The sequence below is a fragment of the Gordonia sp. NPDC058843 genome, from assembly GCF_042743165.1.
In the GTDB taxonomy this organism is placed as follows: Bacteria; Actinomycetota; Actinomycetes; order Mycobacteriales; family Mycobacteriaceae; genus Gordonia.
The window spans coordinates 24,630-37,861 of record NZ_JBHYNC010000027.1 but is presented as its reverse complement, the minus strand read 5'-3'; the positions used below and the strand labels follow the sequence as shown (position 1 = coordinate 37,861).

Genomic DNA, 13,232 nt, shown 5'->3' with positions numbered 1-13,232 from the left:
TCAGAAGTGGATGCGCGCTCTTCCTGGGCTTTTGTCGAGCCGGGCCGAATCCTGTCACGAGAACCTGGCCTCCGGCTACGCTGTGTCGTCATGGCCGCCCGCCCTCAGACGTCGCGCTCCGATACCGGCGCCCGACGTCGACGCCCCGCCGATCGGCGACGTCTCATCGTCGACGCTGCCGCCAAGGCATTCAGCGACGGCGGATATCACGCGGTGCGGCTCGATGACATCGCCGACGCCGTCGGCATATCCGCACCCGCGCTGTACCGGCACTTCCCGAACAAGTACGCACTGTTCGCCGAGACCACCGCGGAGCTCGCGACCGGTTTACGCAGCGCTCTCGACACCGTCCCCGAGGGCGGGCAGGACGAGTTGCGCGCGCTCCTCGAAGCGATCACGGCCACCTCGTTCGACAACCGACGCCGTGGCGGGTTGTACCGGTGGGAGTCTCGGTATCTCGAGCCCGACGACGCCGCGATCGTCCGCGACGTCGTCGTCCATCAGCACCGTCGCGTGCGAGCGGCCGCCCGGCGGTTGCGACCGTCGTTGGATGATCCCGACGCCAACCTCGTCGCCGCCGCGATGATCAGCGTCGCGGCGAGTCCGACGACGCACCGGGCTTCGTTGCCCGCCCGCGACGCGGCGGTTCTGATGTCCGACGCCGCCGCCGGCCTGCTCGACGTCGAGCTGCCCGCCGACACCGGACCGGACGTGCCGACGGCGCCCGGCCTGGCCCCGGCCGCCAAGCGGGAGGTGATCCTGACCGAGGCGATCGATCTCTTCGCGGCCCGCGGGTTCCGGGATGTGACGATCGAGGACATCGCACAGGCGGCCGACCTCCCCGCCTCGGGCGTATACCGCCATTTTCCCAGCAAGGTCGCGATCCTCGAGGCGTCGTTCTGGCGTGCCACCGATCGGGTCACGTCGGGCATCTCCGACGCCCTCGCCGCATCGACCACGCCCCGGGAGGGGATCGTCGCCATGCTCGCCCACTACATCCGGTTGTCCTCCAGCACAACGGAACTGATCACGACATATGAGACCGAGATCGGCCACACGACACCGCAGGCCCGCGAGGCGCTGCGCAACCAGCAACGCATCACCGTCGACGAGTTCGCCACCTGGGTCACTCGCGACCGCGACGACCTGTCCCTCGCCCAGGCACGGTTCCTGGTACACGCAGCCCTGAATGTGGTCACCGACCTGTCGCGTCAGTCCCCCCAGCCTTCCCCGGAGCGGATCAAAGCTCTCACGACGCGGATACTGCTGCGCCCACACCGACCTTCCGCTGAGTGAGCGTCCCCGCTGGTTGGGCTTGCCGACACCACCACCCCACGACCGACAAGTGACCTCGACTGGCGCGGCGTGCTCGCCATGCTCAGTCGGCGCTGCTCGGCCGGCAGGACCTGCTCCCTACAGCACGGCGAAGTCGTCCATCAGCCAGCGACCGTCCTGCTCGACGAGGGTGACCTTGACCCGCGACTGGTACGGGAATCCCTCGGGAAACTCCTGAGCGGTCTGCGGCGACTTCAGCGTCTGGTCCAGCGTCACCAAGACGACGGCCTTGCCATCGTCGATCGACATGATGCCTGCATTGTCGGCCTGTGCCGTCGAGACCGATTCGGCCGCAGCGGATCCGCGACGCGCGTCCTGCGAGGACGCGATGTAGGTCTGCGTGAACGCGGGCGTCGCGATCTCCCGGATGCGCCGATCGAGATCACCGTAGTCGGCGGAGTTGTAGGTGGAGATCTCGGCCGCGTACCTCCGGGCGGTCTCGAGCAGTGACGTCGTCTCGCCGGCCGACGAGCTCGTGCCGGCTCGTTCGTCGGCGTCGACATAGGCCACGGCGAGCACGACCGTCGATGCCGCGAGCGCGATGACCGCGACCATCAGCGCGATCACGGCCCAGGGGCGGGTGCCGACGGCCGTTGTCCATCCGGTCCACCCCGAACCGCTCCGGCGGGCCGCGGGGGCGTCCAGCTTGCGCGGCGTCCGGTCGGTGGTGGCAGTGGACGGTGCGGCATCTGAATCGTCTGCGGAACCCGACGCCGCGGCATCGGCGTCCGATCTGTCAGGGTCCGATCTGTCAGGGTCCGATCTGTCAGGGTCCGCGGAGTCGGACGCAGAACCCGTTGCCCCGCGTGCGCGCTCGGCCTTACGGGCCGCCTTCGCTGCCTTGGCCTCGGCCTCGGCGCGGTACTTGTCACGGTTGCTGCGGTTGGCCTGTAAGAACTCGTTGCCGTCCAGAGGGGTCACACCCATGCTGCCGCCCGGAGTACCACCCGCGTGGGCCGGTGCGGCGTCGACAGAGCGATCGGACTCATCAGCGGAGCCGGCGGCCCCGGAGTCGGGCTGGTCGGACGTGGAACGCGACTTCGGCATGCGTTCAATGTAGCGAGACGTTCCCTGGCGGTTCGTCTCGCTGCCGGATCAACACCCGCCCGATCAGAGACTGCCGAGGTCCAATGACACCCACTGCTGCGGCTCGAGGAACAGTTTCGTCTGCGGACCGTGGTCCTTCTCGGCCATCTCGACGTACGGTTCGACCGCCTGGGGCGGGAGATAGCGTGCCGCCATCTCCTGCAGATCGCTGCGGGTGCCGGCGACCATGTCGACCGCATCCCCCGACACGGCGACGTACATCAGCCGCGGCGACACCTCGTCGACCATCAGCGTGAACCGCCCGGCCGCCCGGATGAGCTGCAGCTTGCGCGATTCGGTTCCGGTCAGCAGCCAGGGACGTCCGCCCGGCTCGTAGTGGTACCAGATCGGGACCGTCAGCGGCGCCCGGCCGGGCTCGGCCTCCACCGACAGCGCCGCGACGTGGGGTTCGGACAAGAACGCTTCTCGCTCGGATTTCGTGAGTGCCATGGGCCGACGGTAGACCGCATCACCGACATTCCGTCCGGGTTCGACTACCCGGGTTCGACGACCCGTGTTCGACGACCCGGACGGAACGCTCTGGCTACTTCCAGGGTTCGAGAACCTCGGCGGCGCGTTCGGCGAGCACCATCTGGAAGATCGGTCCGAAACTGACCCGGGCGACGCCTAGTTCGGCGAATGCCGACTTCGAGTTCTTGGTCGGATGGCCGATCGCGTTGACCGGCAACGGCAGCTCCTCGGTGAGTCGCTTCTGCGTGGCGTCGTCGTGGAAACCGACCGGGTACAGCACGTCCGCGCCTGCTTCGGCGGCCAGCTTCAGTCGCTCGATGGCGCGAGCGACGCGGTCGGATTCGTCTCCGACCTGCTTCACGAACAGGTCGGTGCGCGCGTTGATCACCACGTGGACGTCGGTGGCGTCGGACGCCGCCCGCAGGGCGCCCACGAAGTCGGCGTGCTCTTGGGCCTCGCGGAGGCGACCGCCCTCGCTGTGCACGGTGTCCTCGATGTTCAGACCGACGGCGCCCGCCGCGATCAGTCCGTCGATGAGTGTCTTCGGGTCCTCGCCGTAACCTGATTCGATGTCGACGGAGATCGGGACGTCGACGGCCGCGGTGATCTGCCGGATGCGGGTGGTCAGTTCCTCGAACGTGATGCCCTCGTTGTCAGGCTTGCCGATGGAGTCCGACACCGGGTGACTGCCGACGGTGAGCGCGGCGAATCCCGCAGACACCGCGAGATTCGCCGACCAGGCATCCCACACGGTGGGCAGGATGACCGGGTTTCCGGGCTTATGGAGTTCGAGCAGAGTGGTGGCCTTGCTGGAGAGTTCCGTCATGGTCCCTACAACTACGCCGATGGGCGGGTGCATTCCACCATCGCCGCGATCCGGTTGTGTTTTCTCCCGGATGCCGGGACAGCACACAACCGGATCGCAGTGTGGTCGACTGGCCGGTGCTACTCACGCCAGAACAGGTGATGCGTGACCCCGCTGGAGCTGGGGACCGACTCATGGTGGTATCGGTCCTCGAGCTCCTCGGGCGACTCCCAGAGCTTCAGCCCGGTTCCGATCGTGACGGGCGCGACGGCGATGTGCAGGGTGTCGACGAGGCCGGCATCGAGGAACTCCCGCACGGTACCCACGCCGCCGCCGATACGTACGTCCTTGCCGTCGGCCGCCGCTCTGGCCTGTTCCGCGGCCTCGGCCGGCGTCGTATCGATGAAGTGGAAAGTGGTGTCGCTCAGCGTGAACGACGGGCGCACATGGTGCGTCAGCACGAAGACGGGTGTGTGGAAGGGCGGCTCGTCGCCCCACCAGCCCTGCCACTCATGGTCGGTCCACTGGCCGCGCTGATAACCGAATTTGTTGCGGCCCATGATCTCCGCGCCGATGTTGTGGGTGAAGTCGCGAGTGAAGTAGTCGTCGAGGCCGCGGGTGCCACCCGGGTCGGTCCGGTTGGGCCAGCTCGCGGTGGCACCCGCCCACGACATCAGCTCCCACGGTTCGACACGGTCCCCGAAGGGACGCTCGAACGTCTGGTTCTCCCCCGCCCCGACCCCGTCCTGCGAGATGGAGAAGTTCTGGACTCTGAGTAGTTGTGGCATGGCTTGGCGTTCCTGTCGTCGTCGGCACGAGCAATCTACGCGGACAGACCCGATGGCGCCGGAAAACTCATCGTTGCGACTCAGGTGGAACACGCCGGGACGGAGTCGTGTGACGGAGGTTCAGCCGAGCGCCTGTGCGATGACGTCGGCGAGGGGGGTCGACGACCGGCCGATGAGCGACTGGAGATCACCTGAGGTGGTGTCCAGTTCACCGCGACCGATACCCGCGTCGGAGCTCGCCAGCATCGCGGCCACCGGCTCGGGCAGGCCCGCGCTGACCAGGGTCGCCTGGTATTCGTCTTCGGATAGGTCGCGGTACTCGACGGTCGAACCGGACGCCTCACCGATCGCGCGGGCGAACTCGCCGTAGGTCAGCCGCTCGTCGCCGCCCAGCTCGTAGACCTTCCCGGCCTGATCGGTATCGGCGGTGAGCACAGCCGCAGCCGCGGCTGCGTAGTCGGCGCGGGCAGCGGCCGCGAGCCTCCCCTGGCCGGCGGCACCGAACAGCGTCCCCGTCGACGCCGCCTGCGAGATGGTCGACAGGTAGTTCTCCCAGTACCAGCCGTTCCGCAGGATCACGGCGGCAATCGGCGACTCGCGTAGCCGGGCTTCGGTGGCGACGTGCTCGGGAGCCAGACTCAGACCGCTCGTGTCCGCGTGCAGCAGGCTGGTGTACGCGACGAGCGCGACACCGTTGACCTCAGCGGCCTCGATGACGTTCGTGTGTTGAGCGAGACGTTGCCCGACGTCCGACCCCGAGATCAGCAGCAACCTGTCGACTCCCGCGAGCGCGTTCCGCAACGAGTCCGGGTCGTCGTAGTCGGCGACACGGACCGAAACGCCCTGCGACAGAAGCGTCGACGCTTTCGACTCGTCTCGGACGATCGCGACGACGTCGGCAGCGACGACGCCCCGAGCGAGTAGTTCCTCGATCACGAGTCCGCCGAGATGCCCTGTTGCGCCGGTCACTGCTGTGGTCATCGTTTCCTCTTCTCTTCGGGGTGGATGGTCACAGTATGCACTAACTTTTAGTAAGTACAACACACATTGTTAGCTAGATCTCGGTGCTTCGGTTACCGTTGATGGCGTGACCGAGATCAGCGACGAGTCCATCGAGGCGGATGTCTTCGCCCGGGACTGCTCGTCCCGGACGACACTGCAGACCGTCACCGGACGGTGGGGCAGCCTCGTGCTGATCGCGTTGGGCGAGAGCAACTATCGGTTCAGCGCGCTGCGTCGCCGCGTCGACGGTGTGAGCGAACGGATGCTGTCGCAGACGCTGCAGAACCTCGAGCGCGACGGCATGATCGTGCGCACCGTCCTCGAGGCCATCCCGCCGAAGGTCGAGTACCACCTCACCCCACTGGGCCGCCAGGTCGCCGACCAGTTGAGCGGGCTGATCGAACTCGTACAGGACAACATGCCCGTGGTCCGGGACGCGCAGGCGCACTACGACGAGCGGCGCAGCGGACAGGACTGACTCGAGCGTCTCGTGGGTACGCAGCGTCGGGTACACGTGGATACGTACCCATCCGACGACCCGAGGAGCGACCCGATGACATCACCGGATGCCGACCTGCCGATCGAGGCCGATGAGGCCGATGCGATCGAGCAAGCCCAGTCGGCGGGACCCGACGAGGCCGCTGCGCCGGAGCCCACCGTGCCGTTCGACGCCGATGCAGCCGACGTCGCCGAGCAGGCCGCGGAGGTCGAGACCGACCCCGAGGACTACCCCCGCGAGTAGGGTTCGCGGCGTCGGTACGACCATCACATGCGGCTGACCGCGCGTTTTGTCGTCCGGCGCGACCATGCGCTAAAGTCTGTCCTCGGTCCTGGTGACGCACTCGACGAGCGCCGAACAGGGCCGAGGCAGTCCCCCATAGCTCAATTGGCAGAGCATTCGACTGTTAATCGAACGGTTACTGGTTCGAGTCCAGTTGGGGGAGCAGACAAGCCCGTCACCCGCGAGAGCAGGTGACGGGCTTTCTCGTGTCCGGCAGTCCCGTCGGTCCGCATTCATCCGGGAGTCAACGGTGCGGTAATGTCCAGCAGCGGGCTTTCGGGCCCACGGGGCGGTAGCTCAGTCGGTTAGAGCCGCGGACTCATAATCCGTAGGTCGCGGGTTCGAGCCCCGCCCGCCCCACCGAGTTCAGTTGCGACACAACCTGATCCACTTGGACAGGCTCGTGCACTCCGGACGCCGACCGTCGGGTCACCCACCCAGCGCCGGCGGCACCTCACCCGAATCCGCCATCACCGCGGACCCGCTGAGTGCTTGGTTGGCACGACGTTCGACCAGCAACGGCACGAAGTCGCGTACGTCGATCCCGTCGAAGTGTCGGTACGCGGCTTCGACCGCCTCGGCGACATCTTCGGGCTTCTTGTCGGTGTACATCCCGATCAGGCGGTGCTGCACTTCGGTGACCTGCCGGCGCTCGTCATTCGCGTCCACGCTCCCACGTTAGGCAGCATTCGGTGCACCCGCTGCCGGGAACACCAACCGTCGCCGACTGTTCAACTCCGGTTCGCTGACGACCGCGCGAGCTCAGTGCTCGACGCGACACCATAATTCGGTCTCCCCGGGGATGGGCGCGAGGCGGACCTCGCCGCCGTCGGGCCGGTCGAACAGCCGCACGCCCGCACCGAGGAACACCGGGACGAAGAACACGAGCACCTCGTCGAGCAACCCGTGATCGATCATCTGTCGCGCGACATCGGCGCCGATGACGGCGACGTAGGCGTCGCCGGCGATCCCCGTGGCGGTCTCGACCGCCTCGTGCAGATCGGACACGAACGTGACGCCGTCGACGGTGTCCGCGGGTGGGTTGTGGGTGAGAACCACGGCAGGCCCGTCGTATTCACCGGCGAATGCTCCTTCGCGGTCGGTGCCCCGGTTGGGATCATCGCCGCGGAACGACCGATTGCCGACCAGCAGCGCGCCGGTACCCCGCATCAACCGCGAGGCGGCGTCGTCGGCGGCGTCCTGGGCCCGGCCCTCACCCGGGGCGTCGAAGAATCGGGTGAGCCACGACATGTCGCCGCCGGGCCCGGCGATGAACCCGTCGAGTGATGCCGTTGCCGAATAGATGGTGGTTGCCATGCTTTCTGCCCTTCGTCGGGGTGACGCCGGGGTAGACCGGCGCGACCACGCGAACTCATCGGTCTCCGGGGGGGGCTTCGACTCGACTCCTCGCTGCGCTCGTCGCCGGCTCAACCCACAGGGGTGACGACCTCGACGGGCGCGTCAGCCCGCGCCGACGATGGGGTCGACCGCCTGTTCCAGCAGGCTGCGACGGTAGGCCTCGAGCGCGACCAGATCTCCGAAGACCGCGTTGTAGCCGTCCGGATCGTCGCTGGGCGCCATCCGACGCAGGCGCGACTTGATGTCGGCGATCTGCGTGCCGACCCACACCTCCTGCAGCCGGGCGAGCACGCTCGAGATGTAGCGGGGGATGTTGTCCTCGTCGACCGGCATCGACTCGACGGCGAGTTCGGTCACCAGCGGATCGATGATCGGGTCGTCGACGGCGTTGCGCACGGCATCGACCCATGCGGCGCCACCCAGACCGGCCGAGGTTCCTCCGAGCCCGGTCATCGCCTGGCGGACGATCGCGTAGGCCGGTTCGTTGAAGCACTCGACGGGTAGCGAGTCGAAGACCGTGCCGGCGATCGCCGGATACTGCAGCGCCGCCTTGAGCGCTTCCCGCTGCGGCCACAGGCGCGGATCGTTGGGCTGGGGTCGAGCCGAGGTCGGCGCCGACTCCGCCTCCGGCCGGTTGCGGCCACCGCGACTGTTGCCGCGCCCGCTCACCGCCGGGACACCCTGTGCCTTACGGATTCTGGCGCCCTCCTCGCGCACCCGACCGAGCACCTGGGCGACCTCTTCCCAGCCGACCCAACCGGCGAGCTGTCGCGCGTACTCGTCGCGCAGGGCGATGTCCTTGATCCGGGCGACCACCGGCACGGTATCGCGCAGAGCATGCACGCGACCCTCCGCGGTATCGAGGTCGTGTCCGGCGAGCAGGGCCTTGATGGCGAACTCGAACATCGGCACCCGGCGCGCGATCAGATCGCGGACGGCGGCGTCACCCTTCTCCTGACGCAGTTCGCAGGGGTCCATGCCGTCGGGTGCGATCGCCACGAACGTCTGCCCGGAGATGGACTGCTCCCCCTCGAAAGCCTTGAGTGCGGCCGCTTTTCCCGCGTCATCGCCGTCGAAGGTGTAGATCACCTCGCCTCGGAAGTACGAGTCGTCCATCATCAGACGGCGGATCAGTGCCAGGTGATCCTCACCGAATGCGGTGCCACACGATGCGACCGCGGTGGTGACGCCGGCCAGATGCATCGCCATGACGTCGGTGTAACCCTCGACGACCACCACCTGATGCCCCTTGGCGATGCTCTTCTTCGCGTGGTCGAGTCCGAACAGCACCTGAGACTTCTTGTACAGCATGGTTTCCGGCGTGTTCATGTACTTGCCGAGGTTGTCGTCGTCGAAGAGCTTGCGGGCGCCGAAACCGATGATGTCGCCGGCCAGGTTGCGGATCGGCCACAGCAGACGGCGGTGGAACCGATCGATCGGCCCCTTGCGTCCCTGCTTCGACAGACCGGCCGCCTCGAGCTCGCTGAACTCGAAACCCTGCGACAACAGCGCCTTGGTCATCGTGTCCCATCCGGCAGGCGCATAACCGCAACCGAATTGGACGGCCGCCACCGCATCGAAGTCGCGTTCCTTCAGGTAGTCGCGGGCCGGCTGGGCCTCCGGTGACTGCAGCGCGGCGGCGTAGAACTTCGCGGCGGCCGCGTTGGCCGCCACCAGGCGGGCGCGTGTACCGCGGTCGCGCTTGATGGCGGTGCCGCCGCCCTCGTAGTTGATCTGGTAACCGATCCGGTCGGCGAGCTGCTCGACTGCCTCTACGAAGCTGACGTGCTCCTGCTTCTGCAGGAAGCTGTAGACGTCGCCACCCTCGCCGCAGCCGAAACAGTGGAAGTGGCCGTGGTTGGGTCGGACGTGGAAGGACGGCGACTTCTCGTCGTGGAACGGGCACAGACCCTTGAGGCTGTCGGCACCGGCTCGACGCAGGGCGACGTAATCGCCGACGATGTCCTCGATCCTCGTCTGCTCACGGATCGCCGTGATGTCGCGATCGGGAATTCGGCCTGCCACGCACCCAGTGTAGTGACGTCGGTGAGGGCACCCGGCCGGGTAGTCAACACCGGCAGTCCAACGACCGGAGCCGACGCCCCGGCAGGTCCCCGACCGCAAAACCGCCCCGGAAAACAGCCCCTGAGCGCCACACCGCGGACGATATGTCGCCCGCGGCGCTGTGGAGGGTGGTTTCCTGGGGCGGATTTCGGTGCGCGCTGCACGGAACCCAGCGAGGGTCTACCCGAGGTGCGCCTGCGCCCCCGAATTGTGCTTGTCGGTGCGCTCGAGCCGGCCTTCGGTCATGGACGCGATCTGATCGACGATGACGCGCATGCGGGCGGCATCGTCGGACGCCGCGTTCCACCACGGCACGAAGACGGGATCCAGACCCCCGGGCGCCGCCTCGACGAACCAGTTCGCGACCCGGTGAATGCGTTCCCGCTGACGACGCTGCGTCGCCTTGTGGCGTTCGTTGCTGAAGATGAAGCGCAGCGCCAGGGTCTTGAGCATCGAGACTTCGGCGGCGATGAGTTCCGGCACTTCCAGGTCGGCGTCGTACCGCGACACCGGTCGGTCCCCGACGACCTCGCGGGTACCGGTGATCGCGGCCGACGCGAACCGGCCGATGAACTCACTGGTCAGTCGTTTGAGTGCGACGTATGAGTCGAGCGTTCCGTCGAAGACGCCCACCGACCGCACGATGTCCATGCGATGCAGGCGCGCGGCGGCATCGACGAGGGCCTCTGGGTCGAGACCGGGGAATTCCTTGGCGCCGATGTCGGCGAGTGCCCGCTGGTCTTGCGGGTCACCGAGCGTCCGCAGGTCGATCCGGCCGCCGATGACCCCGTCCTCGAGGTCGTGCACGGAGTACGCGACGTCGTCGGACCAGTCCATGATCTGGGCCTCGACGCACTGTCGGTTCGCGGGCGCGTCCCGACGGATCCACGCCAGCATGCCGGCGTCGTCGTCATAGGCCCCGAACTTCCCGCCGGGCGTGCGCCGGGTCCACGGATACTTCAGGGTCGCGTCCAGGGACGCGCGGGTGAGGTTGAGGCCGACGCTCTGCCCGTCGGCGTCGAGCAGCTTGGGTTCGAGCCTCGTCAGGATTCGCAGGTTCTGGGCGTTGCCCTCGAAGCCGCCGTGATCCGCGGCCACCTCGTCGAGTGCGCGTTCGCCGTTGTGCCCATACGGCGGGTGCCCGATGTCGTGGGCGAGGCCGGCGAGTTCGACGAGGTCGGGTTCGGCGCCGAGGCCGATGGCGATGCCGCGTCCGATCTGCCCGACCTCGAGGGAGTGCGTGAGCCGAGTGCGGGGCGTATCACCCTCACGCGGTCCGACGACCTGTGTCTTGTCCGCCAGTCGACGGAGTGCGGCGGAGTGCAGGACCCGTGCGCGGTCGCGCGCGAAGTCGCTCCGATGATCGGTGCGGGTGCCCGGCAGGCTCGCGACCTTGGCACCTTCGGGGACGAAGCGCTCGACGGCCTCGTCGCCGTAGGCGGCCACCGCCGGGACAACATGGCCTACGCTCTCGGGACCCTGTCGGGTGCTAGTCAAGCACCCAACCCCGGGCGACGGCGAAGTCGGTGACCCGCTGCCGGATCGCCACGATCTGGCGCGCTGTGAGTGCACCGTCGGCGTCGAGCAGGAGTTCGGTCAGCTCTTCGGTGAACGCGGCGGCATCCAGCGAACCGGCAGCACGCGGCTTCCGGCTACCACGGTCATCGTGGCGCCCGCGATCCCCACGGTCACCACGGTCACCTCGATCGCCCCGGTCCCGGCCGTGATGATCGTCGCGGCGGTGTGCCCGTGCGCCCGCGGTCTCATCGGCGGGTGCGGCCTCGGTGACCGCGACGTTGATCGCCTTGGAACCGCGGTCGGTCTCCTCGACGTCGAAGGACACCTTCGCGCCCGGTTTCAACGAACTCTCGTCGATGTCGATGTCGTTGATGTGGAGGAACACATCGGCACCGCCCGATTCCGGTGCCAAGAAACCGAATCCCCGATTTGCGTCGTAGTGAACGACTTTCCCGCTGACAGACACGACTCCACTCACTCTCTCGCCGCGCGCACGACGGACCCCATGCCCTACTCCGCGCGACAACTCGCCATCAAGTGTGACAGACATCCGCAGGTCAGGCTGAATCGCGAGTACGCGCCTCGTGGCGACGCGGACGAGCTCAGGCGCCGAGCAGCTTGCCGCCCAAGTACTCGGCGACCTTGTCGAGCGCGACCCGCTCCTGACTCATCGTGTCGCGTTCACGCACCGTGACGGCCTGATCGTCGAGGGTGTCGAAGTCGACGGTCACGCAGAACGGCGTGCCGATCTCGTCCTGGCGGCGGTACCGCTTGCCGATGCCCTGCGCATCGTCGAACTCGACGTTCCAGTGCTTACGGAGTTCGGCGGCGAGGTCGCGGGCCTTCGGCGACAGCTTCTCGTTCCGCGAGAGCGGCAGCACGGCGACCTTGATCGGCGCCAGCCGCCGGTCGAGCCGGAGCACCGTACGAGTGTCGGTGCCGCCCTTGGCGTTCGGCACCTCCTCCTCGGTGTAGGCGTCGCACAGGAACGCCATCAGCGAACGTGTCAGGCCGGCAGCCGGTTCGATGACGAACGGGGTGTAGCGCTCCCCTGACGCCTGATCGAAGAACGACAGGTCCTCACCTGAATGCTTGCTGTGCGTGGACAGGTCGTAGTCGGTCCGATTGGCGACACCCTCGAGCTCGCCCCACGGATTACCGGCGAAGCCGAACTTGTATTCGACGTCCACGGTCCGCTTGGAGTAGTGCGACAGCTTCTCTTTGGGGTGGTCGTAGAGCCGCAGGTTCTCCGGGTCGATGCCCAGATTGACGTACCAGTCGAAGCGCTGGTCGATCCAGTATTGGTGCCATTCCTCGTCGTCGCCCGGCTTGACGAAGAACTCCATCTCCATCTGTTCGAATTCGCGGGTACGGAAGATGAAGTTGCCCGGTGTGATCTCGTTGCGGAAGCTCTTGCCGATCTGCGCGATGCCGAACGGTGGCTTCTTGCGCGCGGTGGTCATCACGTTCTTGAAGTTCACGAAGATGCCCTGCGCGGTCTCGGGCCGCAGGTAGTGCAGCCCCTCCTCGTCGTCGACCGGGCCGAGGAACGTCTTCATCAGACCGCTGAACGCCCTGGGCTCGGTCCAGTTGCCCGGCTGCCCGGTCTCCGGGTCGTTGATGTCGGCCAGACCGTTCTCCGGCGGATGCCCGTGCTTGGCCTCATACGCCTCGATGAGGTGGTCGGCGCGATAGCGCTTGTGGGTGTGCAGCGACTCCACGAGCGGGTCGGAGAAGACCTCGACATGTCCGGAGGCCTCCCACACCTGGCGCGGCAGGATGACCGACGAATCGAGACCGACGACGTCCTCACGACCGATGACCATCGTGCGCCACCACTGTCGCTTGATGTTCTCCTTGAGTTCGACGCCGAGCGGGCCGTAATCCCACGCCGACTTGGTACCGCCGTAGATCTCACCGCACTGGTAGACCAGGCCTCGACGCTTGGCGAGGTTGACGACGGATTCCACATTGGACTGGGCGGCCACGGTTAACTGCTCTCCACGGGTTCGGTATTCGGCTG

Annotated in this window: 14 protein-coding genes and 2 tRNA genes; 5 read left to right on the top strand and 11 right to left on the bottom strand. The window is 67.2% G+C overall.

Translation table 11 applies throughout. The annotated features are described in order from the left end of the window. The first annotated feature begins 90 nt into the window (after positions 1 to 90). A complete protein-coding gene (locus ACFW3F_RS17125) occupies positions 91 to 1,296 on the top strand; it encodes a TetR/AcrR family transcriptional regulator (protein ID WP_388059414.1) in 1,206 nt (401 codons plus the stop codon). 117 nt (positions 1,297 to 1,413) lie between these two features. On the opposite strand, the gene ACFW3F_RS17120 is transcribed toward ACFW3F_RS17125, so the two are convergent. The 5 genes from ACFW3F_RS17120 to ACFW3F_RS17100 all read right to left on the bottom strand — a co-directional run bounded on the left by ACFW3F_RS17120 (position 1,414) and on the right by ACFW3F_RS17100 (position 5,466). Then, positions 1,414 to 2,382 carry a hypothetical protein gene (locus tag ACFW3F_RS17120; protein WP_388059412.1) on the bottom strand — a complete coding sequence of 323 codons (969 nt, stop codon included), beginning with the start codon at positions 2,380 to 2,382 and terminating at the stop codon, positions 1,414 to 1,416. A gap of 63 nt (positions 2,383 to 2,445) precedes the next feature. Next, positions 2,446 to 2,871 (bottom strand): pyridoxamine 5'-phosphate oxidase family protein, encoded by a 426-nt coding sequence (locus tag ACFW3F_RS17115; RefSeq protein ID WP_388059411.1) that lies wholly within the window; start codon positions 2,869 to 2,871, stop codon positions 2,446 to 2,448. A gap of 94 nt (positions 2,872 to 2,965) precedes the next feature. Next, a complete protein-coding gene (locus ACFW3F_RS17110) occupies positions 2,966 to 3,718 on the bottom strand; it encodes an isocitrate lyase/phosphoenolpyruvate mutase family protein (RefSeq protein ID WP_388059409.1) in 753 nt (250 codons plus the stop codon). Positions 3,719 to 3,837: 119 nt separating this feature from the next. After that, complete coding sequence (locus ACFW3F_RS17105) at positions 3,838 to 4,485, bottom strand: dihydrofolate reductase family protein (protein WP_388059407.1); 648 nt, start codon at positions 4,483 to 4,485, stop codon at positions 3,838 to 3,840. A 120-nt stretch (positions 4,486 to 4,605) separates the two neighbouring features. Continuing rightward, positions 4,606 to 5,466, bottom strand: a complete 861-nt coding sequence (locus tag ACFW3F_RS17100) for an SDR family oxidoreductase (RefSeq protein ID WP_388059405.1) — start codon at positions 5,464 to 5,466, stop codon at positions 4,606 to 4,608. 106 nt (positions 5,467 to 5,572) lie between these two features. On the opposite strand from ACFW3F_RS17100, the gene ACFW3F_RS17095 reads away from it, so the two are divergent. The 4 genes from ACFW3F_RS17095 to ACFW3F_RS17080 all read left to right on the top strand — a co-directional run bounded on the left by ACFW3F_RS17095 (position 5,573) and on the right by ACFW3F_RS17080 (position 6,628). Beyond that, positions 5,573 to 5,965, top strand: a complete 393-nt coding sequence (locus tag ACFW3F_RS17095) for a winged helix-turn-helix transcriptional regulator (protein ID WP_388059403.1) — start codon at positions 5,573 to 5,575, stop codon at positions 5,963 to 5,965. A gap of 75 nt (positions 5,966 to 6,040) precedes the next feature. Continuing rightward, a complete protein-coding gene (locus ACFW3F_RS17090) occupies positions 6,041 to 6,229 on the top strand; it encodes a hypothetical protein (protein ID WP_388059401.1) in 189 nt (62 codons plus the stop codon). Between the two features lie 129 nt (positions 6,230 to 6,358). Further along, positions 6,359 to 6,431 (top strand) — tRNA-Asn (locus ACFW3F_RS17085). Positions 6,432 to 6,554: 123 nt separating this feature from the next. Beyond that, positions 6,555 to 6,628 (top strand) — tRNA-Ile (locus ACFW3F_RS17080). A 69-nt stretch (positions 6,629 to 6,697) separates the two neighbouring features. Here the strand turns inward: ACFW3F_RS17080 and ACFW3F_RS17075 are convergent. The 6 genes from ACFW3F_RS17075 to ACFW3F_RS17050 form a co-directional block, all read right to left on the bottom strand. Then, positions 6,698 to 6,937, bottom strand: a complete 240-nt coding sequence (locus ACFW3F_RS17075) for a three-helix bundle dimerization domain-containing protein (RefSeq protein ID WP_388059400.1) — start codon at positions 6,935 to 6,937, stop codon at positions 6,698 to 6,700. Positions 6,938 to 7,030: 93 nt separating this feature from the next. After that, entirely contained in the window at positions 7,031 to 7,585 is a 555-nt protein-coding gene (locus tag ACFW3F_RS17070; protein WP_388059398.1) for a dihydrofolate reductase family protein, read from the bottom strand. A gap of 144 nt (positions 7,586 to 7,729) precedes the next feature. Continuing rightward, on the bottom strand, positions 7,730 to 9,652 hold the full coding sequence (gene dnaG / locus ACFW3F_RS17065) for a DNA primase (protein WP_388059396.1): 1,923 nt from the start codon (positions 9,650 to 9,652) through the stop codon (positions 7,730 to 7,732). A gap of 219 nt (positions 9,653 to 9,871) precedes the next feature. Beyond that, complete coding sequence (locus ACFW3F_RS17060; protein WP_388059395.1) at positions 9,872 to 11,188, bottom strand: deoxyguanosinetriphosphate triphosphohydrolase; 1,317 nt, start codon at positions 11,186 to 11,188, stop codon at positions 9,872 to 9,874. Then, positions 11,181 to 11,675 carry a cold-shock protein gene (locus tag ACFW3F_RS17055; RefSeq protein ID WP_388059393.1) on the bottom strand — a complete coding sequence of 165 codons (495 nt, stop codon included), beginning with the start codon at positions 11,673 to 11,675 and terminating at the stop codon, positions 11,181 to 11,183. Before ACFW3F_RS17055 ends, ACFW3F_RS17060 begins: the two co-directional genes overlap by 8 nt. Positions 11,676 to 11,811: 136 nt before the next feature. Next, positions 11,812 to 13,197 (bottom strand): glycine--tRNA ligase, encoded by a 1,386-nt coding sequence (locus ACFW3F_RS17050; RefSeq protein ID WP_388059391.1) that lies wholly within the window; start codon positions 13,195 to 13,197, stop codon positions 11,812 to 11,814. Positions 13,198 to 13,232 lie beyond the last annotated feature (35 nt).